The organism is Streptomyces sp. B8-7 (genome assembly GCF_058833805.1).
Window position 1 is genome coordinate 532,179 of record NZ_JBYRRL010000003.1, and the last position, 25,267, is coordinate 557,445.

A 25,267-nucleotide genomic window follows, 5' to 3' on the forward strand; every position below is an offset into this window, starting at 1 on the left:
GTTCGCTCAAGCATGCACATAGCCGAGGGATTTCTGCCTCCGGCGCACGCGATCGCCTGGGGCGTCGCGTCCGCGCCGTTCGTCGTCCACGGAGTCCGCTCCCTGACCCGGGAGGTCAGGGAGCATCCCGACAGCACACTGCTCCTCGGTGCGTCGGGGGCCTTCACCTTCGTCCTGTCCGCGCTCAAACTCCCCTCCGTCACCGGAAGCTGCTCCCACCCCACCGGAACCGGGCTGGGCGCCATCCTGTTCCGGCCGCCCATCATGGCCGTGCTGGGCACCATCACCCTGCTGTTCCAGGCCCTGCTGCTGGCGCACGGCGGACTCACCACCCTCGGCGCCAACGTGTTCTCCATGGCCGTCGCCGGCCCCTGGGTCGGCTACGCCGCCTACCGGCTGCTGCGCCGCTACGACGCGCCGCTGATGGTCGCCGTGTTCCTCGGAGCGTTCCTCGCCGACCTGGCCACGTACTGCGTGACCAGTGTGCAGCTCGCGCTCGCCTTCCCCGACCCGAGCAGCGGATTCCTGGGCGCGCTGGGGAAGTTCGGCTCCATCTTCGCCGTGACGCAGATCCCGCTCGCGGTGAGCGAGGGCCTGCTCACGGTGCTGGTGATGCGGCTCCTCGCCCAGTCCAGCAGGAGCGAACTGACCCGGCTCGGCGTGCTGGCGGCCGCCCCCAAGCCCGAGGCGGTGGCCCGGTGAAGCGCGCCACGAGGATCAACCTGCTGCTGCTGGCGCTGGTCGCGGCGCTCGCCGTCCTGCCGCTGGCGCTCGGTCTCGGCGACCACAAGGAGGAGCCGTTCACGGGCGCCGACGGCGAGGCGGAGACCGCGATCACGGAGCTGGAACCGGACTACGAGCCGTGGTTCACCCCGCTGTACGAACCGCCGTCCGGGGAGATCGAGTCGGCGCTGTTCTCGCTCCAGGCGGCGCTCGGCGCGGGTGTCCTCGCCTACTACTTCGGGCTGCGTCGCGGCCGGAGGCAGGGCGAGCGGCGGGCCGCGGCAGCCGGAGGCGACCATCCGTCGGACACGGCCGGCGCGGCCCACCCGTCGGACACGGCCGGCGCGGCGGGCACGGCCCACCGGACGGACGCGGCCGTCCCGTCCCCGGCTGCGGAGCCCGCCGCGGACGGCCGGGCCGCCTCCGGACGGGGCTGAGTCCGCGTGCTGCCCATCGACGCGGCGGCGCACGGCAGCCGCTGGCGCCGCCGCCACCCCGTGGACAAGGCGGTGCTGGGGCTGGGGCTGACCGTGCTGGCGGTCTCCCTGCCGCCCTGGCCGGGCGCCGCCCTCGTCCTGGTCACCGCCCTGGCCGTGCTGCTGGGCCCGGCGCGGGTGTCCGGCCGCCGGCTGTGGCGGGCCTACCGGGTGCCGCTCGGGTTCTGCGCGACCGGCGCGGTCACGCTGCTGGTGCAGGTCGGCGGGCCCGGCGGGCCGGTGTCGCTCGCGGAGGGGGGCGCCGTACGGGCCGGGGAACTGATGCTGCGCACCTCCGCCGCCTCGCTCGGCGTGCTGCTGTTCGCGTTCACCACACCGCTGTCCGACCTGCTGCCGCGCCTGGTGCGGGCCGGGGTGCCCGCACCGGTCGTGGACGTGGCGCTGGTGACGTACCGCATGAGCTTCCTGCTGCTGGACTCGGTGCGCCGGGTCCGCGAGGCGCAGGCGGCAAGGCTCGGGCACACCTCCCGTGCGGCGGCCTGGCGTTCGCTGGCCGGGCTCGGCGCCACCGCCTTCGTCCGGGCCTTCGACCGTGCGGCCCGGCTGCAGTCCGGGCTCGCCGGCCGCGGCTACGACGGCACCCTGCGCGTGCTGGTGCCCGAGTCCCGCGTCTCCGCCCCCTTCACGGCCGCCGCGCTGGCGCTGCTCACGGCCGTGACCGCACTGACCCTGGTCCTGGAAAGGCTGCTGCCGTGACCGAACCCGCCGTCGTCGCCCTGCACGGGGCGTCCTTCGCCTACGAGGACGGCCCGGACGTCCTCGACGGGCTGGACTTCGCCGTACGGGAGGGCCGCGCGCTGGCGCTGCTCGGCCGCAACGGCAGCGGCAAGACGACCCTGATGCGGCTGCTGAGCGGCGGACTGCGGCCGCACTCGGGGCGGTTGACCGTCGACGGGGAGCCCGTGACGTACGGACGGGCCGGGCTGACCCGGCTGCGGACGACGGTGCAGCTGGTGGTGCAGGACCCCGACGACCAGCTGTTCGCCGCGTCCGTGGCCCAGGACGTCTCCTTCGGGCCGCTCAACCTCGGCCTGCCCGACGCCCAGGTGCGGGCACGGGTCTCCGAGGCGCTGGCCGCACTGGGCATCACCGCGCTGGCCGACCGGCCCACCCATCTGCTGTCGTACGGGCAGCGCAAGCGCACCGCGATCGCCGGGGCGGTCGCGATGCGGCCGCGGGTGCTGGTGCTCGACGAGCCGACCGCGGGACTCGACCCCGACGGTCAGGAGCGGCTGCTGGCCACCCTGGACGCGCTGCGCGCGGGCGGCACCACGGTCGTCATGGCCACCCATGACGTCGACCTCGCCCTGCGCTGGGCCGACGACGTCGCGCTGCTGACCCCCGAGGGTGTGCGGACCGGCGCGGCGGCCGGACTGCTGTCCCGCACCGACCTGCTCGCCGGCGCGGGGCTGCGGCTGCCGTGGGGCATAGCCGCCGCCGAACTCCTGCGCGCCCAGGGCCTGCTGGCGGCGGCCGGGGCGGGGCCCCGTACGGCCGAGGAGCTGGCGGCGCTCACACGGCGGTCGGCCACCGGGAGTTGATCCGGCCGGCCGGGGGCGGCGGTGAGTGAACCTGCGCGGTGCGGATCCCGTCTGGCAGGGCGACCTGCCACACGGCGGCCCGACTGCCCCGGCCCCGGGCTCGGTTGCGGCGCCGGGGCGGTTGGCCGCCCAGTGGCTCCCACCGAGATCGGAGAAGACCCCTCATGCGTCTGTCCACCCCCCACGGACCGGCGGCGCGGCGGTTCACCGCCGTCACGGCCGCGTGCGGTGCGGCCCTCGCCCTCACCGCGGCCTCGGCCGCGTCCGCCCACGCGGCCGGCGCTCCGGCACAACACGGGCGTCCCGTCGCACACATCATCGGCGGCGTCCAGCAGCCGGACGGCAGGCACCCGTTCATGGCGGCGCTGCTGTCCACCGGCCGCGGCAAGCCCGTCGACCGGCAGTTCTGCGGCGGCAGCCTGCTGGCGCCCACCCTCGTCATGACGGCCGCGCACTGCGTGACCGGCACCGAACCCAAGGAGATCGAGACAGCCGTCGGCCGGACGGTGCTGAGCAACACCCGGCAGGGCCAGCTGCGCAAGGTCACCGACATCGTGGTCCACCCCCGCTACACGCGGGGTCAGGAGGCGTACGACATCGCTTTCCTGGTCCTCGGCAAACCCGTCAAGGGCATCGCTCCGGTGCATCTGCCGACCGTCGGCACGGACGCGCTGATCCGCCCCGGGGCCAGGGCCACCGTGGCCGGCTGGGGCAATGTGAACACCGAGGTGCCGTCCTACCCGAACCGGCTGCGCGCCGTGGACGTGCCGATCGTGTCCCACATCGAGTGCAAGGCCTCGTACCCGGACTACGACAGGAAGGTCAACGTCTGCGCCGGCGTCGAGGGCCGGGACTCCTGCCAGGGCGACAGCGGCGGGCCGCTCTTCCGCAAGCTGAAGGGCCGTCAGGGCGTGTACCAGATAGGCGTCGTGTCGTACGGCGACGGCTGTGCCGAGCAGGGTGCCCCGGGCGTCTACACCTACACCGGGTCCGAGCGGCTGTGGGACACGCTGGGTGAGTCGGCGAAGGGCAAGCGCGTGAAGCGGATGCTCGGCCGCTGAGCCTCGGGGCGCCCGGGCCGGGCGGGGCGCGACGCCCGGTCCGGCCCGGGCGCCGGTACGGCGGTGACGGCCGGTCGGGCCGTCACCGCCGCACCGCGCGGGGCGGAGGCCGGGCGGGGGCACCGCCCGCCGGCGCGGCGGGCGTCGCCGCGGACGTGCCGCCCGCCCGCCGGCGCGGCGCGGGGCGGCGCGGGGCGGCGCGGGGCGGCGCGGGGCGGCGCGGGGCGGCGCGGGGCGGCGCGGGGCGGCGCGGGGCGGCGCGGCGCGGGGCGGCGCGGCGCGGGCGCCGGGCCCGGCGGTCAGCTCGGGTTGCGCCGGGTCCTCAGCGGGGTCGTGGGGAGTTCCGGGGCGGGCAGGCGGTCGCCCGGGTAGCCGGAGACCTCACCGAAGCGGTCGCCGCTCACCCAGTCCTCGCGGGCCCGGCGGATCTCCTCGTCCGTGCGGGCGACGAAGTTCCACCACATGATGATCTCCTCTCCGAACGGGGGCCCGCCGAGCAGCACGATCCGGGCGGGGACGCCGTCCTCGGCGGACAGCGTCAGCGCGGTGCAGCCGGGGTGGACGTAGCCCAGTCCGGCCCGCTCCAGCACGGTTCCGGCGGCGCGCACGCGGCCCCGGTCGACCAGGACGCCGTGCTCGAAGGAGCTGTCCACGTCGAGGGTGAGCGAGGCGCCGGGGGCGAGGACGATCTCGGCGCCGAGCAGGGGGGTGAAGGTGGGCACCGGCGACACGGAGCCCGCGAGGCCGCCGAGGAAGACCCGGATCTCCGCCCCGCCGACCGTCACGGGCTCGGGCACGTAGTGCCGGAAGTCGCGGGCGGCGTCGCGGTGTTCGAGCGGCAGCGCCACCCAGAGCTGCACGCCGTGCAGGACCGTGGTGCGGTCGGTGGAGACCTCGGAATGGGCGATGCCGTGGCCCCCGGTCATCAGGTTGAGCTCGCCGGGGCGTACGCGGGCATGGCTGCCGAGGCTGTCCCGGTGCTCGATCTCTCCGGCGAACAGCCAGCTGACGGTCTGCAGCCCGGTGTGCGGATGCGGCGGCACCACCATGCCGCCGGTGGCCGTGACGTCGTCGGGGCCGTAGTGGTCGGCGAAGCACCAGGCCCCGATCAGCGTGCGGGCCCGCTGCGGCAGCGTCCGCCGCACCGTCATGGCGCGCGGCCCGCCGAGGGGCACGTCCCGCGCGGTGAGGACGTCGACCCGCGGCCGGTCGGCCGTCGTCGCGACCACCGGGTCCGTCCCGCAACGCACCTTGTCCGGTCCGGTTTCGGTGTTGCTCATCGAACTCCTCCACACCACGATATTTTACTTTTCAACAATACCGTTCCCCCACGATACGCGCTCGCGCCGCACGCCACGACCCGGACCGGGCGGCACCGAGGACGACCCCCGAGGAGCCCGGCGTGAACGGCACTCCCCCGCCCGAGGCGGACCGGCGGATCCACATCGACATCGACATCGACATCGACAAGGAGACACCGCAGGCCCACCGGGCGCTGCCGCGGACCGCCGAGGCCGGGCGGGCGGCCGCCGCGGAGGCCGGGCTCGACCGCAGGCCGACGGGGCTCGTGAACCTCCGGGTGCCGCAGATCGACAGCTGCGCGTACCGCCTGCACGTCCACGCCCGGGCGGCGCCGCGCGCGGGCGAGACCACCCAGCGCCCGGGCGTGCTCGCGGCCCGTTCGGCCGGGGCGACGACCGCGGCGTCCGACGCCGCGGCGCGGGAGCGCACGTACACGACGGTGCGGCAGGCGCTCACCGACCGCCAGATCTCCGCGGTGATCCGGGGGGCGATCACCATCGACGCCTTCAACCGGGTCCCGGCCATGAGCGGACACCCCGTACGGCCCGAACACTGACGATCCGGGCGCAGATCCGGGCAGCGTCCCGGGCACCGCCCCAGCCTCGCACGGCCGCACCCCGCCGACACCCCCGACACGGGCGGATCCGGTGCGCGGCCCCGCACCCCGGGTGCGCGCACGGGCGCCCCACGGGTCCCGCCACGGGCCGGCCCGGAATCCGCGGCGCTCCGGGGGTCGCCTGCCACAGCGGGCGAAGTAGCATATTCAGGACAACAAATCAAGATGTGCGACAGCAAAGATCTCTCGACGGCGACACGAACAGACTTGCCTGGTTCGTTTCCTTGAATCATTCGTGTTTATGAGGGTAGGTTCGGACCCATGACCGCACCGGGGAATCCGACCGCCGCCGAGGACCTGCGCGGTGCCGGACTGCGGGTGACCGCGGCCCGAGTGGCACTGCTGGAGACCGTCCGAAACGGCGACCACCTGGGAGTCGACGCGATCGCGGCGGGCGTCCGCGACCGCGTGGGCCACATATCCCTCCAGGCCGTCTACGAAGCCCTCCACGCGCTCACCTCGGCGGGACTCGTCCGCCGGATCGAGCCGGCCGGCAGCCCGGCCCGGTTCGAGGGGCGGGTCGGGGACAACCACCACCACGTCGTCTGCCGGTCGTGCGGCGCCGTCGCCGACGTCGACTGCGCGGTCCACGAGACCCCCTGCCTCACCGCCTCCGACGACCGCGGCTTCCTCATCGACGAGGCCGAGGTCATCTACTGGGGCCTGTGCCCCGCCTGCTCCTCCACCCGCAGTTCCTGAGCACGTGATCCGCCTGATCCGGAAGGATTGCCATGTCCGAGAACCACGACGCGAACGTCACCGACGCAAAGACCGAGACCAGCGGCGGCGGCTGCCCCGTCGCGCACGAGCGTGCCCCGCACCCGACCCAGGGCGGCGGCAACCGCCAGTGGTGGCCGGAGCGGCTGAACGTCCGGATCCTCGCCAAGAACCCCGCCGTGTCCAACCCGCTCGGCGAGGAGTTCGACTACGCCGAGGCGTTCTCGCGCCTCGACCTCGCGGCCGTGAAACGCGACATCGCCGAGGTGCTGACCGACTCCAAGGACTGGTGGCCGGCCGACTTCGGCAACTACGGCCCGCTGATGATCCGGATGGCCTGGCACAGCGCCGGCACCTACCGCATCAGCGACGGCCGCGGCGGCGCCGGCGCCGGCCAGCAGCGCTTCGCCCCGCTGAACAGCTGGCCGGACAACGTGAGCCTCGACAAGGCTCGCCGCCTGCTGTGGCCGGTGAAGAAGAAGTACGGCCAGTCCCTCTCCTGGGCCGACCTCATGATCCTCACCGGCAACGTTGCGCTGGAGACGATGGGCTTCGAGACCTTCGGCTTCGGCGGCGGCCGCGAGGACGTCTGGGAGGCCGAGGAGGACGTGTACTGGGGCCCCGAGACCACCTGGCTCGACGACCGGCGCTACACCGGCGACCGTGAGCTGGAGAACCCGCTCGGCGCGGTCCAGATGGGTCTGATCTACGTCAACCCGGAGGGCCCCAACGGCAACCCGGACCCGATCGCCGCGGCCCGCGACATCCGTGAGACCTTCCGCCGGATGGCGATGAACGACGAGGAGACCGTCGCCCTGATCGCCGGCGGCCACACCTTCGGCAAGACCCACGGCGCCGGCCCCGCGGACAGCGTGGGCGCCGACCCCGAGGCCGCACCGATGGAGCAGCAGGGGCTCGGCTGGCGGAGCACCCACGGCACGGGCGTGGGCAAGGACGCCATCACCTCCGGCCTGGAGGTCACCTGGACCACCACCCCGACCCGATGGGGCAGCGGGTTCTTCAAGAACCTCTTCGAGTACGACTACGAGCTGACGCAGAGCCCGGCCGGAGCCCACCAGTGGGTGGCGAAGGACGCCCCGGAGATCGTCCCGGACGCCTTCGACTCCGGCAGGAAGCACCGCCCGACGATGCTCACCACGGACCTCTCGCTGCGCTTCGACCCGATCTACGAGCCGATCGCCCGCCGGTTCTACGAGAACCCGGCGGAGTTCGCCGACGCCTTCGCCCGCGCCTGGTACAAGCTGACCCACCGCGACATGGGCCCGAAGTCGCTGTACCTCGGCCCCGAGGTCCCGGCCGAGACGCTGCTGTGGCAGGACCCGCTGCCGGAGGCCGAGGGCGCGGCCCTCGACGCCGCCGACGTCGCCGCGCTCAAGGCCAAGCTGCTCGGCTCGGGCCTGACCGTCGCCCAGCTGGTCTCCACGGCGTGGGCCTCGGCGTCGACGTTCCGCGGCAGCGACAAGCGCGGCGGCGCCAACGGCGCCCGGATCCGCCTGGAGCCGCAGCGCGGCTGGGAGGCCAACGACCCCGACCGGCTCGCCCAGGTCCTGCGCGTCCTCGAGGGCGTCCAGCAGGAGTTCAACTCCGGCGCCAAGAAGGTCTCGCTGGCCGACCTGATCGTGCTCGGCGGCACCGCGGCGGTGGAGAAGGCCGCCGGGGACGCCGGCGTGGCCGTCGAGGTGCCCTTCACCCCGGGGCGCGTCGACGCGACCGACGCGCACACGGACGCCGAGTCCTTCGCCGCCCTGGAGCCCACCGCGGACGGCTTCCGCAACTACCTCGGCAAGGGCAACCGTCTGCCGGCCGAGTACCTGCTGCTGGACCGGGCCAACCTGCTGACCCTGAGCGCCCCCGAGATGACCGTCCTGGTCGGCGGGCTGCGCGTACTGGGGGCGAACCACCAGGGCACCTCGCTGGGCGTGTTCACCGACACCCCCGGCGTCCTCACCAACGACTTCTTCGCCAACCTGCTCGACCTGGGCATCACGTGGAAGTCGACCTCCGAGGACCAGACCACCTTCGAGGGCCGCGACGCGGCCACCGGCGAGGTCCGGTGGACGGGCACCCGCGCCGACCTCGTGTTCGGCTCGAACTCCGAACTGCGCGCCCTCGCCGAGGTGTACGCGAGCGACGACGCCCAGGAGAAGTTCGTGAAGGACTTCGTCGCCGCCTGGGTCAAGGTGATGGAGCTCGACCGGTTCGACCTCGTCTGACGCAGGTCCCCGCGTGCGGGCCGGCCCTCGACCGGGCCGGCCCGCACGTGCGTCCGGCGGGGCTCTGCCGCCCGGACTCCCCCACGGCCCCGCCCGGTACCGCTCCTTGCCCCGAGCGCCGCCGCCCTGCCCGTCGTGGCCCTGCCCACTACCCCCCGGCCGCCGTGACCGCACCGACCACTCCCTCCCCGGGACCCGGGACCTGACCCGGCCCGGGGACGGCGCCGGCACGCCGGTGCGGGCGAGCGCCACCGCCGCAGGTGCCCGACGGATGGCGGGTGCCCGCCGTATTCAGAAGCCGCGCCGCTGAATACGATGGGCGGCATCGGTTGGACTTCACGATCACACGGAGGCAGGGTGGGGAGGTCCCCGAGTTCGGCGGGACCACCCCCATCGCACCATCCGGAGAGCACCCGATGACCCACGTCGCGGACCCCGAGCGCTACCACGGCACGATGCGCTACCGGCGCACCGGACGCTCAGGACTGGACCTGCCGCTGCTGTCGCTCGGCTACTGGCACAACTTCGGCGACGACGTGCCGTTCGAGACACAGCGTGCGATCGCCCTGCGCGCCTTCGACCTCGGCATCACCCATCACGACCTGGCGAACAACTACGGCCCGCCCTACGGCGCCGCCGAGCTCAACTTCGGCCGCCTGCTGCGCGAGGACCTCAGGCCCTACCGGGACGAGCTGGTGATCTCCACCAAGGCCGGCTGGGACATGTGGCCGGGCCCGTACGGGCAGGGCGGCGGCTCCCGCAAGTACCTGCTGGCCTCCCTCGACCAGTCGCTGCGCCGGACCGGCCTGGACTACGTGGACATCTTCTACTCCCACCGGCTGGACGCGAGCACGCCGCTGGAGGAGACGATGGGCGCCCTCGACACGGCCGTCCGCCAGGGCAAGGCGCTGTACGTGGGAATCTCCTCCTACGACGCCGAGCGCACCCGGGAGGCCGCCCGCATCCTGCGGGAGCTGGGCACTCCGCTGCTGATCCACCAGCCGTCGTACAGCATGCTGAACCGCTGGATCGAGGCGGACGGCCTGCTGGACACCGCCCGGGAGGAGGGGTTCGGCGTCATCGGCTTCACCGCTCTCGCGCAGGGACTGCTGACCGGCCGCTACCTCGACGGCGTACCGGCCGACTCGCGGGCCGCGCAGGACAAGTCGTTCGACACCGGCTGGCTCACGGACGACATGCTGCGGCGGCTGCGTGCCCTGAACGACGTCGCGGCCCGCCGCGGTCAGACGCTGGCCCAGCTGGCGCTCGCCTGGGCGCTGCGCGACGAGCGGGTCACGTCCCTCGTGGTCGGCGCCTCCCGGGTCGAGCAGCTGGAGCAGAACGTGGCCGCGCTGGAGAACCTCGACTTCAGCGTCGGCGAACTCGCCGAGATCGACGCGCTCGCCACCGACGGCGGCGTCGACCTGTGGCAGGACGCCCGCCTGGGCAACCTGGGCTGACCGGCCCGCCCCGGCCGCCCCGGCCCGCCGTCCCGCGTGCCTCCCCGGCCGCCGGGCGGGCCGCGGCGGGCACCGACGGCGCTGCCGTCCCCCTGCCCGCCCGCGAAGCCGCAGGCAGCGGGCCCGGCCGGGCCCGCGGGCGGGCCCGGGTGCGCGGGCACGGCCGCGCCCACCGCCTCCCGGTGGAGTACTGTCCACCGGATCACATCCACACGGGGGGTGAAGTGAGCTTGCGTATCGGCGAGTTGGCCGCACGGACCGGCCTGAGCAAGGACGCCATCCGCTTCTACGAGCGGCTCGGACTGCTCATCGGCAATCGGCTGGGCAACGGCTACCGGGACTTTCCCGAGGAGGCGGTCACCTGGCTGTACTACGTCCGCACGGCTCAGGCACTGGGGTTCAGCCTGGCCGAGATACGCCGGCACGGCGACGCACTGCGCGCCGCGCCGGACTCCGCCGAGGCGCTCTCCGCGCTGTTCCGGGACAAGATCCGGGTCATCGACTCCCGGATGGCGGAACTGGCGGCGTTACGGGACGACCTGGCCGGGAGGCTGGGCCCGGCCCGCCCGCTCGGGGCCGGGACAGGGGCTGAGTGACCGCATCACCCGCGACGGCCGCGGGCCGTCCCACCGGGCCCGGGCGGCGGTGCCCGGCCGACGGAGGCCGGGCAGCGCGGAGGCCGGGCAGCGCGGAGGCCGGGCAGCGCGGAGGCCGGACAGCGGGGCCGTGCGCGGGCCACCGGGTGTCCGGCCGCGCCGCCGACGCGTCGGCCGTCGCGGGGTGTCTGCCGGGCAGGGCCGCGCCCTGCCCGGCCGGGGCGCCCGCCCAGCGCCCCTCGCAGCCCAGCAGTGCGGCGAGGGTGTCGCAGGCGGCGAGCAGCGCGGTGCCGCCGGCCGGGCGGCCCGGCGGGTGCGGGGCCGGCGCCCTCCACCGGTCCGCGATGTGCACCCCCATCACAAGAGAGTGGTTGACTACTCACAGGCGGAGTGGTTGAGTGGTCCCATGACCACGGAAGCACGGAGACTGTCCACCGCCGAGGAGCGCCGGGAGACGGTGCTGCGCACCGCCATCGGGGCGTTCGCCGCCCGCGGCTACTTCGGGACCACCACGAACGAGGTGGCGAAGGCGGCCGGCATCTCCCAGGCGTACGTGTACCGCCTCTTCCCCAACAAGGAGGTGCTGTTCACCGCGGTCGTCGAGCACTGCTTCGTGCGGGTGCGCGCGGCCCTGGAGCGCGGCGCCGCCGAGGCCCAGGGCAGCGACCCGGAGACGATCCTGGACGCGATGGGGGATGCGTACGCGCGCCTGATCAGTGACAACGACCTGATGCTCGTGCAGTTGCACGCACAGGCCGCCGCGGTCTCCGAACCCGCCGTACGCGCCACGGTGCGCGCCGGATACGCGCGCACCGTGGAGTACGTGCGCGGCGCGTCCGGGGGCGACGAGGATCAGGTCCAGCGGTTCTTCGCCGTCGGCATGCTGTGCCACCTGCTCGTCTCGGTCGGCGCCGAGTCCGTCGACGCACCCTGGACGCGCACCCTCACACGCGGCATCACCCACGTCTGATCCCCGGGCGGCACCCGGTTCCGCGCGGATCCAGGGCCGCCCATCCTTCGCTCACACCAGTGAGTGGTCAATCACACTCTTTCATCAGGGAGCTGTCATGCGAGCCACCGAGATCGTCCTCCCCGCCGTGGGCGAGCCCGAGTCCCTCCAGGTCCGGATCCGCGACCTGCCCCGGCCGGGACAGGGCCAGGCCCTGCTGCGGGTCGAGGCCAGCGGCGTCTCCTTCGCCGAACAGCAGATGCGGCGCGGCAAGTACTACGACATGCCCGCCTTCCCCTTCGTGCCCGGCTACGACCTCGTGGGCGTCGTCCTGGAGCTGGGCCCGGCCGGACCGGACCGGTTCCCGCCGGCCGTCGGGCAGCGCGTCGCGGCCCTCACGAAGACCGGCGGCTGGGCCGACCACGTCCTGCTGGACACGGCCGATCTGGTGCCGGTACCCGACGGCGTGACGGCCGCCGAGGCGGAGACCCTGGTCACGAACGGCGCGACCGCCTGGCGCATGCTGCACCGCACGGCCCGCGTCCAGTCCGGCGACACGGTCGTCGTGCACGGCGCGAACGGCGGAGTCGGCAGCGTCCTGGTCCAACTGGCGCGCGCGTCGGGCGCCACCGTCATCGGCACCGCCTCCGCCCGCAACCAGGACGCCGTGGCCGCGCTCGGCGCGCTGCCCGTCGACTACCGCGACGACGTCCCGCGACGCGTGCGCGAGCTGGCCCCCGACGGGGTGGCCGCCGTGTTCGACCACGTCGGCGGCAAGGGCATCCGGGCCTCCTGGCGGATGCTCGCCCCGGGCGGCACCCTCGTCTCCTACGGCAGCGCCGCCACCCGCGACCAGACGGGCAACGGCATGGTCACGGTCCTCCGGCTGCTGGCCCGGCTCGCCCTGTGGAACGCCCTGCCCAACGGGCGCCGCGCCCACTTCTTCAACCTCTGGGCCGGCAAGACCCGCGACCCGCGGCGCTACCGCGCCGAACTGCGCGAGGATCTGGCCCGGGTCTTCGCGCTGCTGCGCTCGGGGACCGTCGAGGCCACGATCGACAGCGCCTACCCGCTCAGCCGGGCGGCGGACGCCCTGCGGCACGCCGAGTCCGGCACGGCCGTCGGCAAGGTGGTGATCGTGCCCGACGCCGCCGGCGCCTGACGGACCGCGGCCGGCTCCGGCCCCCGGCCGGCGCGCAACGGCCAGGGGCCGGGACGCCGCTCGGTGCACGACACCGGGCGGGCCCGGGTGCCGGCGCCTCCACGCCCCGCACACGAACCCGCCGCAGGGCCGCGGCGGCTCAGTCCATCAGGCCCGCGGCGAGCACGGCGCCCAGCTCCCAGCAGGCCTGGAGGTCGGTCTTGGAGGGCGTGCCGGTCACCGTCACCGGGTCCGCTCCGCGGCGCCAGCCGAGTCCCGTGGTGATGGACTCGACGGCCCGCACGGCGCCGGTGACATCACTCCCGCCGTGGACGTAGTAGCCGAACGGACGGCCCTTCGCCTCGTCGAGGCAGGGATAGTAGATCTGGTCGAAGAAGTGCTTGAGGGCGCCGGAGACGTACCCCAGGTTGGCCGGGGTGCCGAGCAGGAACCCGTCGGCGGCGAGCACGTCGGAGGCCGTCGCGCAGAGCGCGGCGCGGCGCACCACCCGCACGTTCTCGATCTCCGGGGCGGTCGCGCCGGAGACGACGGCCTCGAACATCGCCTGGCAGTTCGGCGAGGGCGTGTGATGGACGATCAGCAGGGTGGCCACGCCCGAACCCTGCCCCGGGCACCCCGCCGCACGCAACCGCTACACCACCGGCCCGCGGGCGGCGGCCGGCCGACACCGATGGCCGGTGCCGGAGCCGGAGCCGGAGCCGGAGCCGGAGCCGGAGCCGGTCAGGGCGTGCCCGCCGCCACGGGCAGCAGTTCGGGGCGCTTGGCGCCGCGCCCGTCGCCCGAGGAGCGGCCGCGCAGCCGCCGGCCCAGCCAGGGGCCGAGGAACGAGGCGGTCCAGCGCACCTCGCCGAGGAGCGCCCGCCACACCGGCGGGTCCGGGACGGACGGCAGGGGACGGGTCCAGGAGGCGTCGCTGCCGGGCAGGCCCAGGGCATGGGCCATGGCCGCGGCGATGCGGTCATGGCCGAGGGGGCCGGCGTGCAGGCGGTCGGGGCTCCACAGCCGCGGATCGCTCACCACCGGCTCGTCGGCCGTCTCGGCGACGGTGACGCCGTGGCGGCGGGCCGCCTCGCGGACCCGGTCGTTCAGTGCCACCACCCGCGGCGCGAGCCGGGCGGCGAGCGGGGTGATGCGGGAGGGGTCCGGGAACGTCAGCGTCGCGACCCTGGCCCCCCGGGCCGTGAACTCCGCGAACATCGCTTCCAGATGGCCGGCCACCGCATCCGCGTCGAACCGCGGGCGCAGCAGGTCGTTCACCCCCGCCACGACCGTCACGAGGTCGGGGCGCAGGGCGAGGGCGGGGGCGAGCTGCTCGGCACGGACCTGGCCGGCGAGCCGGCCGCGGACGGCGAGATTGGCGTAGTGCAGGCCCGGACTGTGGGGGGCGAGCCGCTCGGCCAGCCGGTCGGCCCAGCCGCGCAGCCCGGAGCTGTCGTCACCGTCGCCCACGCCCTCCGTCTGGCTGTCTCCCAGCGCGACGAAGCGCGTGTACAGGGCGTTCACGGGGGTCGCCTTCCGGGCCGGCGTGGGGTCAGGACCCATGATACTCACCTAATTGACTATATCCAGAGGTGACTACGGACAGGTGAACGCCGGGGCGGCACGGCGGGGGTGGACCGCGGGCCGGGGCAGGCCGGGCCCGCGCATCGCCGTCGGGGACCGGACACCGCGGGCCCCGCGGTCCACGGCCGGACGAACGGGCGGCCGCCGGACGGACGACGGTGAGGCCGCCGCCGGACGGACAGACGGTGCCGGGCGGCGCCCCGGCAGGCGGCCGGTCCCCCGGAACGGCGCCGCGCTCCCCGGGCCGGGCAGGGCGGTGGGCGGCGGCCCTACCCTGGTCGGCATGCCACGTCGAGCCGGCCGGACCGGCGCCCCCGGGAGCCCCGGGGCGGCCGCGGCCCGGCTCACCGGGCGGGAGGCGGTCCGGGCGCGGCGCGTGTCCGGGACGCTGACGGAGGTCGTGCTCACCGGCGGGCGCGTCGTGATGGTCAAGCGGGGTGAGGGCCCGGACGCGGCCCGGGCGGAGGCGGCCGGGCTGCGGTGGCTGGCCGAGGCCGAGGCCGTACGGGTCCCCGAGGTGCTCGGCGAGGATCACGACTGGCTGGTCACCGAGCGCGTCCCGACCGGCCCGGCCACCCGGGAGGCCGCCACCCGCCTCGGGCGCGGTCTGGCCGCGCTGCACGCCGCGGGCGCGCCCGCGTTCGGCGCCCCGCCGCCCGGCGGGCCGCGGGAGGCCCGCATCGGCCGGGCCCCGATGCGCAACGCGCCGCGGGCCGACTGGCCGGGCTGGTACGCCGAGCAGCGTGTGCTGCCCTACCTGCGCCGGGCCGTCGACGCCGGCACGGTCCGGCCCGCCGAGGCGCGGCTGGTGGAGGCGGTGTGCGAGCGACTGCCCGGGCTGGCCGGGCCGCCGGAGCCGCCCGCCCGGCTGCACGGAGACCTGTGGAACGGCAACGTGCTGTGGAGTACCGGCCGGGACGCCTGGGTCATCGACCCCGCCGCGCACGGCGGCCACCGCGAGACGGACCTGGCCATGCTGCGCCTGTTCGGCTGCCCCTGCCTGGACGACGTGCTGGACGGCTACCGGCGGGCCGCCCCGCTCGCACCCGGCTGGGCCGACCGCGTCGCGCTGCACCAGTTGTTCCCTCTGCTCGTGCACACGGTGCTGTTCGGCCGCGGATACGCCGAGCGGGCCCTGGACGCGGCCCGCACGGCCCTCCGGCGGTAGGCGACGCCCACCGGGAGCGCGGGCCGGCCGGCGGAGGCCACCTGGGCGGGATCCGTGCAGGGCTTCCCAGGTGCGCCGCGGCGCGGTCCTGGCGCATTCTGGCTGTGTCCCCTGCGCGGCAGGGAACCGATGAGGTAAGGGCCGATGACTGGGAGCGCCGAGAGCGGGAGCAGCAGGATGCCGAGACCCCTGGCCGCCCTGCTCGCCGAGGTGACGACCGAGGCGATCAGCGCGGTCCGCGGGACGGTCGCGGGCGTGTACCTGCGCTCGGGGGCGCCGGGGGTGCTGCGGCTCGCCGTGCTGGCGGGGCTGCCGGGTCCGCTGTTCCGGCCCTGGTGGCGGCTGCACGTGGAGCGCCACTTCCCGGTCGCCGACGCCTTCCGTTCCGGTGTGCAGGTCGTGCTGCCGAACGCGACGGAGACGATGCGCCGCTACCCGCAGCTCGCGGCCGCGCTGCCGCTGCCGCTCGGCTCGGTCACCCTGCCGGTCACCGCCGGCGGGTCGGTGCTCGGCGTGCTGACGACACTGCGGCCGGCCGTCGCCGACATCACCGAGATGCTGCCCGAACGCGACCGGCTGACCGGCCTCGCCGACGCGCTCGGCCAGCGGATGGAGACGCTGGTGCGTCTGGGCACCCCGGCCGTGTGGGAGCAGGATCCGCTGTGCCTGCGCCCCCCTTCGGCCCGGCTCGGCACCGCCCGGGTCGGCCGCTTCACCTGGGATCCGGCCGCCGACCTGGTCACTGCGGACGAGGGAGCGCGGGCGCTGCTGGAACTGGCGCCCCAGGACCTGCCGGGCCCGGTCGACGCGCTCGGGCGCTCCCTGGACCAGGGGGACGCACTGCGGCTGCTGGCCCGGATGCGGGAGACCGCCCGGGGCCGTACGTCCGCTCGCCCGCTGCCCGTGCGGATCACGCACGGCGCGATGCGCATGGTGGACCTGCGGCCCTCGTCGGGCGCGCGCCTGGTGGCCGGCGTGGTGCTGGAGGCGGACCCGATGACCGACGCGGCGGCCGAGCACCTGCCGCAGGGGGTGTTCTGCCTGGACCGGCTGGGGGTCGTCGTCTACGCCAACCCGCAGGCCGCCCGGCTGCTGGGCTCCGCGCGCGACCGGCTCGTCGGGCGGGCCCTGTGGGAGGCCGTGCCGTGGCTCCAGCAGCCGGTGTGCGAGGACCATCTGCGCGCCGCGCTCCTGGCCCGGGAGTCGGTGCACTTCCATGTGCGGCGGCCCGCGCAGTCCGGCGCGCAGCCGTACGAGGGTGACTGGCTGGCACTGTCCATCCGGCCCGGTCCGGACCTTCTGACCTGCACCGCCGTGTCGGCCAGCCGGATGGCGGAGGCGCCCGCCCCGCCCACGGAGGCGGCGCCCCTGGCCACCCACGCCCCGGGACCGGTGCCCCCGGCGGCGTTCGGCCCGGGGCCGCTGTCCCGCTCGGCCGCGGAGGCGGTCCACGCGGTGGAGGCGGCGACCGAGGGCACCGAGGCGGCCGGGGACCGGGAGGACGCGCGGCGCGAGCCGGCCGGGCCGGCCCACGCGCCGGACGCGGAGCCGACTCTTCCGCTGCTGCCCGCCCGCAAGCCCTCGCCCGAACCGGCCGCTTCGGCGCAGCCCCAGCCGCCCACGCCGCACTACCGTCCCATCGCCCTGGCCATCGCCCTGACCGAGGCCGTCACCGCCCGCCAGGTCTCCTCGGTGGTCATGCAGGAGCTGCTGCCCGCCTTCGGCGGCCGGCGTCTGGCCATCTACCTGCTCCAGGACCGGCATCTGTACCTGGCCTGGGAGACGGGCTTCCCGGAAGGCTTCCTGGCTCCGTACGAGGGGGTGGGCCTCGACGAGCACCTGCCCGGGGTGGAGACGCTCACCACGGGGCAGCCGCTGTTCTTCGACTCGATGCAGCAGATCGCCGCCGCCTATCCGGGCATCGCGCTGGACGCCTCCGAGGGAGCCCGCGCCTTCCTCCCGCTGATCGCCTCGGGCCGCCCGGTCGGCTCGTGCATCCTCGGCTTCGACCGGCCGCGCAGCTTCTCCCCGGAGGAGCGCACCGTACTCACCGCGCTCGCCGGCCTGATCGCGCACGCCATGGAGAAGGCCCAGCGCTACGACAGCGAGGCCGCGCTCGCCCGCGGCCTGCAGCGGGCCCTGCTGCCGCGCCGGCTGTCCGCCCATCCGCGGCTGGAGACGGCGGGGCGCTATCTGCCGGGCACGGCGGGGATGGACGTGGGCGGGGACTGGTACGACGTCGTCGAGGCGGGCGACGGGGTGGCGCTGGTCATCGGCGACGTACAGGGGCACGGTGTGCAGGCGGCGGCGACGATGGGCCAGCTGCGCAGCGCGGTGCGCGCGTTCGCGCTCGACGACCGGCCTCCCGAGCAGGTGCTCAGCGGCACCAACCGGCTGCTCATCGACCTGGACCCCGGTCAGTTCGCGAGCTGCTGCTACGTCCGGCTGGACCCGGCGACCGGCCTGACCCGGATCGCCCGGGCCGGACACCCGCCGCCCCTGCTGCGCCGCCCGGACGGCCGCACGGAGGTGGTGGAGACGCCGGTCGGGGTCGTGCTGGGCGTCGTCACCCACGCGAGCTATCCGGTGGTGGAGTTGCAACTGGAGCCCGGCGCGATCCTCGCGCTGTACACCGACGGACTCGTGGAGCGGCCCGGACACGACATCGACGAGGGGATCGGCGCCCTGCGGGTGGCGCTGGCGCGGGCCGGCACGCCCGCGGCGCGGCCCGAGGCGCGGTTCCTGGCGTCCGTCGCGGACCGGCTGACCGCCACGATGCGCCACGCCGTGGACCGGCCCGACGACATCGCCCTGCTGCTCGCCGCCCGCCGCGGCGGGGACACGCCGGAGCCCGATGCGGCGGGGCACGCGGGGTACGCGGGCGGGGCGAGGAGCACCAGCGGGCCCGGCAGAACCGGCGGGACGAGCGGGCCGGACGGGCCGCTGCCGGAGGAGGGCCGGGGGCCGGGGCGAGGAGGTGAGCGATGAGCACCCGCGACACCCCGATCGAGGGCGCCTCGCCGCGAGGCAGCCGGATGCGAGGCTGCCGGATGCGGGGCAGCCCGGCCCGGGGCGGCCCGCCGCGGGGCACGCTGTCGGGCGACGGCCGTCCGCACCGCGTCCCGGCGCGCCGAGGCGTGCCGGCGGGCACCCGCCCGTACGACGCCGCACCCGTGGGCGGACCGCCGTACGGCGCGGCACCACCGGGCACGGCACCCTGTGGCCCGACGCCGGACGGCTCGCCCCGCGGTGGTCCGCGGCCGGGGACGGCCGGACGGACGGGAGGGGCGCCCGGGCCGGGGGCGGGCACCCGGGCCGGACCGGGCCGGCCCTCCGGCAGGCCGCCGCCGTGCACGGCACCGTCCGCCGTCGCCCTTCCCAGCGGCCCTCGCCTCAAGTGGCTAGGGAGTGTAGACATGGCTCATGGTCCGGCTAGTGGGGCGGTCCGGCACGCGTCCGGCCCGTCGGCTCCGGGGCCGGCCCGCACCCGTCCCGGCACGCGCGATGGCTGAGCGACGCGCGCGGCACGCGGGGCGCCCGTCCGGGCGCCGGACCGCGGCCGGGCGGACGACGACGGGCACGCTCGCGGGGCTGCGGATGAGGCTCGGCGGCCGGAGCGTGGCCGGACAGGTCTTCGTGCTGCAGTTCGTCATCGTGCTGCTGCTCGTGGTCGCCGCGGTGGCGGCGCTGGTGCTGCAGGGCCGGGTGGACACGAGCAACGAGGCCCGCAACCGCTCCCTCGCCGTGGCCGAGACGTTCGCCAACGCGCCGGGCACCCGGGCGGCGCTGGCCGCGCCCGACCCCTCGGCGATCCTCCAGCCGAGCGCGGAGGCCGCCCGCAAGGCGACCGGCGTCGACTTCATCGTGGTCACGGACACCGAGGGCATCCGCTTCAGCCATCCCAAACCGGACCGCATCGGCAAGAAGTTCGTCGGGAACATCGCGCCCGCCCTGGCCGGCGGCACGGTCCTCGAGGAGATCGACGGCACGATCGGGCGCCTGGTGCAGGCCGTCGTCCCGATCAAGGAGGACGACGGCACCGTGGTGGGCCTGGTGTCCGCGGGCATCACCACCGCGCACGTCGGCGGCCGGGCCAACGAGCAGCTGCCGCTGGTGCTGTCCGCCGCGGCCGCCGCCCTGGCCCTGGCGCTGGCCGGGACCGCGCTGGTGAGCAGACGCCTGCTGCGGCAGACCCACGGTCTCGGCCCGGACGAGATGGCCCGGATGTACGAGCACCACGACGCCGTGCTGCACTCGGTGCGCGAGGGCGTGATGATCGTCGGCGGGGACGGCGAGCTGCTGCTGGCCAACGACGAGGCGCACCGGCTGCTGGACCTGCCCGCCGACGCCGAGGGCCGGCAGGTGCGCGACCTCGGCCTGGCCCCGGAGACCGCGGAGCTGCTGGCCTCCGCGCGGGTCGCCACGGACGAGGTGCACCGGGCGGGCGAGCGCCTGCTGGCGGTCAACCAGCGGCCGACCGACCTGGAGGGCGGCCCGGCGGGCAGTGTGGCCACGCTGCGCGACTCCACCGAGCTGCGCGCCCTGTCCGGTCGGGCGGAGCTCGCCCGGGAGCGCCTGGACCTGCTGTACGACGCGGGGGTGCGGCTCGGCGGCAGCCTGGACGTGTCCCGTACGGCCGAGGAACTGGCCGACCTGACCGTGCCGCGGCTCGCGGACCACGTCACGGTGGACCTGTTCGACGAGGTCCTCGAAGGCGATCCGCCTCAGGCCGGGACGGAGCTGCGCCGCACGGCGTCCAGCGGTGTGCGCGCGGACGCACCGCTGTACCCGGTGGGCGAGCGGATCCGGTTCGTGGCGTCCTCCCCGCAGGCCCGCGCGCTGGACTCGGGCGAGTCCGTCGTCGAACCCCGGCTCGGCGACGCGCACGGCTGGCTCCGGCAGGACGTCGAGCGGACCGGGCGGGTGGTGGAGTACGGCATCCACTCGCTGATCACGATCCCGCTGCGCGCCGGTTCACTGGTGCTGGGCCTGGTCACGCTGTGGCGCTCGGAGCGGCCCGAGCCGTTCGACGAGGAGGACCGGGCGCTGGCCGAGGAGCTGGCCACCCGGGCGGCGGTCGCCATCGACAACGCCCGCCGCTACACCCGCGAGCACACGATGGCGGTGACCCTGCAGCGCAGCCTGCTGCCGCGCACGCTGCCCGAGCAGTCCGCTCTGGAGATCGCCTACCGGTATCTGCCGGCGCAGGCGGGGGTCGGCGGGGACTGGTTCGACGTGCTGCCGCTGTCCGGGTCGCGGGTGGCGCTGGTGGTGGGCGACGTGGTGGGCCACGGACTGCACGCGGCGGCCACGATGGGCCGGCTGCGGACGGCGGTGCACAACTTCTCGTCCCTGGACCTGCCTCCGGACGAACTGCTCGGGCTGCTGGACGAGCTGGTGGCCCGGCTGCAGGACGAGGCCGCCGAGGGAGGCGACGCCCTGGTGACGGGCGCGACCTGCCTGTACGCCGTCTACGACCCGGTCACCCGGCGGTGCGCCCTCGCGCGGGCGGGGCATCCGCCGCCCGCGGTGGTACGGCCGGACGGCACGGTGGAGTTCCTGGACGTGTCGGTGGGCCCGCCGCTCGGGCTGGGCGGGCTGCCGTTCGAGACGGCCGAGGTGGAACTGCCGGAGGGCAGCCGGCTGGTGCTCTACACCGACGGGCTGGTGGAGGACCGGGGCCGGGACATCGACGTCGGGCTGGAGCTGCTGCGGGAGACGCTGGAGCGGGCGGGGCCCTCGCCGGAGGAGACGTGCCGGGCGGTGGTCGACGCCCGGCTGCCGGCCCGGCCGGGCGACGACATCGCTCTGATCGTGGCCCGCACCCGGGCGCTGGCGGCGGACCGGATCGCCGAGTGGGAGGTGGCCGCCGATCCGGCGGAGGTCGCCGGGGCCCGGGCGGCGGTCACCCGGCAGCTCGCCGACTGGGGGCTGGAGGAGCTGGTGTTCACCACGGAGCTGATCCTCAGCGAGCTGGTGACCAACGCGATCCGCCACGGCGTGTCGCCGATCCGGGTGCGGATGCTGTTCGACCGCACCCTGATCTGCGAGGTGTTCGACAGCAGCAACACCGCCCCGCACCTGCGGAACGCGGCGATGACCGACGAGGGCGGGCGCGGGCTGTTCCTGGTCGCCCAGCTCGCCGACCGGTGGGGCACCCGCTACGTGCCCCGGGGCAAGGTGATCTGGGCGGAGCAGGCGCTGCCCTGACCTCCGGCGGACCGTCCCGGCCCGCGGCGGGCTCCCCTCCCGGCACCCGGCTCCGCCACGGTCCGGGAGCCCGCCGGCGCGAGCGTCCCGCCCTCCGGGGTCTCCGGCCGAATGCCTTCGTTCCGCGGCCTGACATGCGTACTGGTGGTCCCCCCGCCGGGCTGCCTACGGTGCTGTGGGGCGCCCCTGCCCCTCCCCACCGCTGGAGACCCCGTGACCGTGCCCGACCGCTTCCCCCTCGACCCGCTGGGCTCCGACGTGCCCGGTGAGAGCGCCCGGCTGCGCGCGCTGGGACCGCTCGTGCCCGTCGAACTCCCCGGCGGGATCCCCGCCTGGGCCCCCACCCGCCACGCCGTGCTCCGGAGGCTGATCCTCGACCCCCGGGTCAGCAAGGACGCCCGGCGGCACTGGAGCGCGTGGCCCGAGGCGACCCGGCACCCGTCCTGGAGCTGGGTGCTGAGCTGGGTGGGGGTCGTCAACATGCTCTCCACGTACGGCGCGGACCACGCCCGGCTGCGCAGGCTCGTCGCGCCCAGCTTCACCCACCGGCGCACCGAGGCGCTGCGGCCACGGGTCGAGGCGGTCACCGCGGAACTGCTCGACGACCTGGCGGAGGCCGGGGGCGGCGGAGCCGTGGTGGACGTGCGGGCGGGCCTCGCGCACCCCCTGCCCCTGCGCATCATCTGCGAACTGGCCGGTGTCCCGGACACGTTGCGGGACGGTACGCGCGACCTCGTCGCCGCGATCATGGACACCTCCGACCAGAGCCCGGAGCTGGCGGCCTCGGTGCAGGAGAGGATCGGCACGGTGCTCGGCGCGCTGATCGAACACCGCCGCGCGCACCCCGGCGACGACATGACCTCCGAGCTGATCCGGGTGCGCGACGAGGACGGCGGCAGGCTGAGCGACGAGGAACTGCTGCACACGCTGCTGCTGGTGATCGGCGCGGGCTTCGAGACGACGGTCAACCTCATCGGCAACGCCGTGGTGGCACTGCTGCGCCGTCCCGAGCAGCTCGCGGCCGTCCGCGCGGGCGGCATCGGCTGGGACGCGGTCGTCGACGAGACGCTGCGGGTGTATCCGTCGATCGCCGCGCTGCCGCTGCGGTTCGCCGTCGAGGACGTCACCGTCGAGGGGGTCACCGTTCCGGCCGGTGACGCCATCGTCACGACGTACGCCGCCGCGGGGCTCGACCCGGCACGGCACGGCCCGGACGCGGGGGTGTTCGACGCCCGGCGCGGGTCGGACGACCACCTGGCGTTCGGTGTCGGCGTGCACCGCTGCGTGGGGGCTCCGCTGGCCCGTCTGGAGGCCCTCACGGCGCTGCCCGCGCTGTTCGGCCGTTTCCCGTCGATCCGGCCGGCCGAGGAGGACCTGCGACAGGTGCCGTCCTTCGTGGCCTACGGCTGGCAGGAGGTGCCGGTCCGGCTGGAGGGGTGACACGGGGCGGGGCGGGCGGGCCGGACGCGGCAGGGGCGGTCGGACTGCCCGGTTGCGCGGGCGCCGCCCGCGCCGGGCATAGGCTCGGGCAATGGCGAAGTACTACGACGTGCACCCCGACAACCCGCAGCCGCGCACCATCGCGCAGGTCGCCGACAGCGTCCGCGCGGGCGCGCTCATCGCGTACCCGACGGACTCCTGTTACGCCCTGGGCTGCCGGATCGGCAGCCGTGACGGCATCGACCGGATCCGTGCCATCCGCAAGCTGGACGACCGGCACCACTTCACCCTGGTGTGCCAGGACTTCGCGCAGCTCGGCCAGTTCGTGCGGGTGGACAAGGACGTGTTCCGGGCGATCAAGGCGTCCACGCCCGGCAGTTACACGTTCATCCTGCCGGCGACGAAGGAGGTGCCGCGCATGCTCCAGCACCCCAGGAAGAAGACGGTCGGCGTGCGCATCCCCGACCACGTCGTCACCCAGGCGCTGCTGGCCGAGCTCGGTGAGCCGCTGCTGTCCAGCACACTGCTGCTGCCCGACGAGGACGAGCCGATGACGCAGGGCTGGGAGATCAAGGACCGGCTGGACCATGTGGTGGACGGGGTGGTCGACTCCGGAGACTGCGGCACCGAACCGACCACGGTGATCGACTTCTCGGCGGGCGAGGCCGTGATCGTCCGCGAGGGCGCGGGCGACGTCACCCGTTTCGAGCAGTAGGCCGGGGACCGCGCCGCGGCACTCAACTGCCCGCCGGGCGCGGCGGGCGCAGCGGGCGCGACGGGCGCGACGGGCGTTCACCGGCCGCCCGCCTCGGTGCCCGTCACCGGTTCGGCCGGCCTGCCGTCCGCGCCCGCCGGTCCTCCCCACGAGCGGCGGCGGCCCCGCCGCTGTTCCCGGTGGAGGCGGCCGTGGGCTCGGGGGCGGCCCGCCCGCTCCGGAGGCGTGTCCGGGATCGCGGCGCTCCCCGGGCGGGAGAGTCCGTCGGTCCGGTCCGCGTCCTGACGTGCGCCGCAGGAGGGACGCCCGGGGCCTCCGTCGCGCGCCGTCCGCCGTGCACGCCGTGCGAGACCGGTGCGCCCGGCGTCCGCGCCGGGGCGGCCGCCCGCCGCCCGCGCCGCCCGCGCCTCAGCCGGTCTGTCCGCGCAGGGCGGCAAGGGCCCGGTCGGCATGGGCGCTCATGCGCAACTCGCTGCGCACGACCTCCAGCACGGTCCGGTTGCGGCCGATGACGAAGGTGACCCGCTTGGTCGGGGCCAGGCTGAACCCCCGCTTCACACCGAACAGGGCCCGCACCGAACCGTCCGCGTCGGACAGCAGCGGCATCCCGAGCCCGTGCGCCCCCGCGAACTGCGCCTGCTTGTCGACGGCGTCGCCGCTGACGCCCACGGGCTGCGCACCGACGGCCGCGAACTCGGCGGCCAGGTCGCGGAAGTGACAGGCCTCCGCGGTGCAGCCCGGCGTCATCGCGGCCGGGTAGAAGAACAGCACTACGGGCCCGTCCGCCAGCAGCCCGGACAGCTTGCGCGTCGCGCCCGTCTCGTCCGGCAGCGCGAAGTCCTCGACGACATCGCCGACTTGGGGATGTCCAGCCATGCTTCCTCCTCCGGTGGTCTGCCGCGCGATCGTACTGGACGGTAGGTTCCGGCGGTACGGGCCGCGCCCACATCCGGCCGGTGCGGCCGAGACCCGCGCCGGCCCGTCGGTTCCGGGGGACCGGAACCGGGCGGCGGCCGCACCGGGGCGGCACAGGCGGCCGTCACGGGACAGCACGGGACAGCACGGGATCCCACCGCGAAACGACACGGGACGGCACGGGACGGCACGGGAGCCGGCCGCGAAACGGCACGGGACCGGGTCCGCCCGGAACGGCCGCCCCGGGGCGGACCGCGCCCGGCCACCCGCCCGCCCCTTCCTCGGGCCGGACCGCCCCGCGGGGCGGTCCGGCCCGAGCAGCACCCGCGGCCACCCGGCCGGCGCGCCCGCTGCCCCCGCACGGCCCCGCCCCACCCCCGCCCCGAGGGCGCCGATCA

Annotated in this window: 21 protein-coding genes; 17 read left to right on the forward strand and 4 right to left on the reverse strand. The window is 75.6% G+C overall.

Going from position 1 to position 25,267, the window contains the following annotated elements:
* Window positions 1–12: 12 nt before the first annotated feature.
* From AC5K6T_RS17505 to AC5K6T_RS17525, 5 genes are all read left to right on the forward strand, one after another.
* Window positions 13–702: an energy-coupling factor ABC transporter permease gene (locus tag AC5K6T_RS17505; protein WP_493210823.1), complete on the forward strand. Its 690-nt coding sequence runs from the start codon at window positions 13–15 to the stop codon at window positions 700–702.
* Complete coding sequence (locus AC5K6T_RS17510) at window positions 699–1,160, forward strand: energy-coupling factor ABC transporter substrate-binding protein (protein ID WP_493210081.1); 462 nt, start codon at window positions 699–701, stop codon at window positions 1,158–1,160. Before AC5K6T_RS17505 ends, AC5K6T_RS17510 begins: the two co-directional genes overlap by 4 nt.
* A gap of 6 nt (window positions 1,161–1,166) precedes the next feature.
* Window positions 1,167–1,916 (forward strand): cobalt ECF transporter T component CbiQ, encoded by a 750-nt coding sequence (gene cbiQ / locus AC5K6T_RS17515; protein ID WP_493210083.1) that lies wholly within the window; start codon window positions 1,167–1,169, stop codon window positions 1,914–1,916.
* Window positions 1,913–2,761: an energy-coupling factor ABC transporter ATP-binding protein gene (locus AC5K6T_RS17520; protein WP_493210085.1), complete on the forward strand. Its 849-nt coding sequence runs from the start codon at window positions 1,913–1,915 to the stop codon at window positions 2,759–2,761. The genes cbiQ and AC5K6T_RS17520 overlap by 4 nt, the downstream gene beginning before the upstream one ends.
* Before the next feature lie 164 nt (window positions 2,762–2,925).
* The gene (locus AC5K6T_RS17525; protein WP_493210087.1) at window positions 2,926–3,822 is read left to right on the forward strand and encodes a S1 family peptidase; all 897 of its coding nucleotides are present in this window, start codon (window positions 2,926–2,928) and stop codon (window positions 3,820–3,822) included.
* Window positions 3,823–4,121: 299 nt separating this feature from the next.
* On the opposite strand, the gene AC5K6T_RS17530 is transcribed toward AC5K6T_RS17525, so the two are convergent.
* The gene (locus tag AC5K6T_RS17530; protein ID WP_493210089.1) at window positions 4,122–5,102 is read right to left on the reverse strand and encodes a pirin family protein; all 981 of its coding nucleotides are present in this window, start codon (window positions 5,100–5,102) and stop codon (window positions 4,122–4,124) included.
* 122 nt (window positions 5,103–5,224) lie between these two features.
* Between AC5K6T_RS17530 and AC5K6T_RS17535 the strand changes: the two genes are divergently transcribed.
* The 7 genes from AC5K6T_RS17535 to AC5K6T_RS17565 all read left to right on the forward strand — a co-directional run bounded on the left by AC5K6T_RS17535 (window position 5,225) and on the right by AC5K6T_RS17565 (window position 12,858).
* Window positions 5,225–5,680 carry a carboxymuconolactone decarboxylase family protein gene (locus AC5K6T_RS17535; protein WP_493210090.1) on the forward strand — a complete coding sequence of 152 codons (456 nt, stop codon included), beginning with the start codon at window positions 5,225–5,227 and terminating at the stop codon, window positions 5,678–5,680.
* Window positions 5,681–6,001: 321 nt separating this feature from the next.
* Complete coding sequence (locus AC5K6T_RS17540; protein WP_493210092.1) at window positions 6,002–6,439, forward strand: Fur family transcriptional regulator; 438 nt, start codon at window positions 6,002–6,004, stop codon at window positions 6,437–6,439.
* A 32-nt stretch (window positions 6,440–6,471) separates the two neighbouring features.
* Window positions 6,472–8,691 (forward strand): catalase/peroxidase HPI, encoded by a 2,220-nt coding sequence (gene katG, locus AC5K6T_RS17545; protein WP_493210094.1) that lies wholly within the window; start codon window positions 6,472–6,474, stop codon window positions 8,689–8,691.
* A 416-nt stretch (window positions 8,692–9,107) separates the two neighbouring features.
* Entirely contained in the window at window positions 9,108–10,151 is a 1,044-nt protein-coding gene (mgrA, locus tag AC5K6T_RS17550; protein ID WP_493210095.1) for an L-glyceraldehyde 3-phosphate reductase, read from the forward strand.
* A gap of 230 nt (window positions 10,152–10,381) precedes the next feature.
* Window positions 10,382–10,747 (forward strand): MerR family transcriptional regulator, encoded by a 366-nt coding sequence (locus AC5K6T_RS17555; RefSeq protein ID WP_493210825.1) that lies wholly within the window; start codon window positions 10,382–10,384, stop codon window positions 10,745–10,747.
* A gap of 406 nt (window positions 10,748–11,153) precedes the next feature.
* Window positions 11,154–11,717 (forward strand): TetR/AcrR family transcriptional regulator, encoded by a 564-nt coding sequence (locus AC5K6T_RS17560; protein ID WP_493210097.1) that lies wholly within the window; start codon window positions 11,154–11,156, stop codon window positions 11,715–11,717.
* 97 nt (window positions 11,718–11,814) lie between these two features.
* Window positions 11,815–12,858 carry a medium chain dehydrogenase/reductase family protein gene (locus AC5K6T_RS17565; RefSeq protein WP_493210099.1) on the forward strand — a complete coding sequence of 348 codons (1,044 nt, stop codon included), beginning with the start codon at window positions 11,815–11,817 and terminating at the stop codon, window positions 12,856–12,858.
* A 139-nt stretch (window positions 12,859–12,997) separates the two neighbouring features.
* Here AC5K6T_RS17565 and AC5K6T_RS17570 read toward each other — a convergent pair whose 3' ends face one another.
* Window positions 12,998–13,450: a flavodoxin family protein gene (locus AC5K6T_RS17570; RefSeq protein ID WP_493210101.1), complete on the reverse strand. Its 453-nt coding sequence runs from the start codon at window positions 13,448–13,450 to the stop codon at window positions 12,998–13,000.
* 128 nt (window positions 13,451–13,578) lie between these two features.
* Window positions 13,579–14,400, reverse strand: a complete 822-nt coding sequence (locus AC5K6T_RS17575) for an SGNH/GDSL hydrolase family protein (protein WP_493210826.1) — start codon at window positions 14,398–14,400, stop codon at window positions 13,579–13,581.
* A 304-nt stretch (window positions 14,401–14,704) separates the two neighbouring features.
* Between AC5K6T_RS17575 and AC5K6T_RS17580 the strand changes: the two genes are divergently transcribed.
* The 5 genes from AC5K6T_RS17580 (at window position 14,705) to AC5K6T_RS17600 (ending at window position 23,954) form a co-directional block, all read left to right on the forward strand.
* The gene (locus AC5K6T_RS17580) at window positions 14,705–15,589 is read left to right on the forward strand and encodes a fructosamine kinase family protein (RefSeq protein ID WP_493210103.1); all 885 of its coding nucleotides are present in this window, start codon (window positions 14,705–14,707) and stop codon (window positions 15,587–15,589) included.
* A 177-nt stretch (window positions 15,590–15,766) separates the two neighbouring features.
* Window positions 15,767–18,577 (forward strand): PP2C family protein-serine/threonine phosphatase, encoded by a 2,811-nt coding sequence (locus AC5K6T_RS17585; protein WP_493210105.1) that lies wholly within the window; start codon window positions 15,767–15,769, stop codon window positions 18,575–18,577.
* A 609-nt stretch (window positions 18,578–19,186) separates the two neighbouring features.
* Window positions 19,187–21,799 carry a SpoIIE family protein phosphatase gene (locus tag AC5K6T_RS17590; protein ID WP_493210828.1) on the forward strand — a complete coding sequence of 871 codons (2,613 nt, stop codon included), beginning with the start codon at window positions 19,187–19,189 and terminating at the stop codon, window positions 21,797–21,799.
* A 213-nt stretch (window positions 21,800–22,012) separates the two neighbouring features.
* Entirely contained in the window at window positions 22,013–23,239 is a 1,227-nt protein-coding gene (locus tag AC5K6T_RS17595; RefSeq protein ID WP_493210107.1) for a cytochrome P450 family protein, read from the forward strand.
* A 91-nt stretch (window positions 23,240–23,330) separates the two neighbouring features.
* Window positions 23,331–23,954 carry an L-threonylcarbamoyladenylate synthase gene (locus AC5K6T_RS17600; protein ID WP_493210109.1) on the forward strand — a complete coding sequence of 208 codons (624 nt, stop codon included), beginning with the start codon at window positions 23,331–23,333 and terminating at the stop codon, window positions 23,952–23,954.
* 408 nt (window positions 23,955–24,362) lie between these two features.
* Here the strand turns inward: AC5K6T_RS17600 and AC5K6T_RS17605 are convergent, their stop codons facing one another.
* Window positions 24,363–24,830, reverse strand: coding sequence for a peroxiredoxin (locus AC5K6T_RS17605; protein WP_493210111.1), 468 nt, complete (start codon window positions 24,828–24,830; stop codon window positions 24,363–24,365).
* Window positions 24,831–25,267 lie beyond the last annotated feature (437 nt).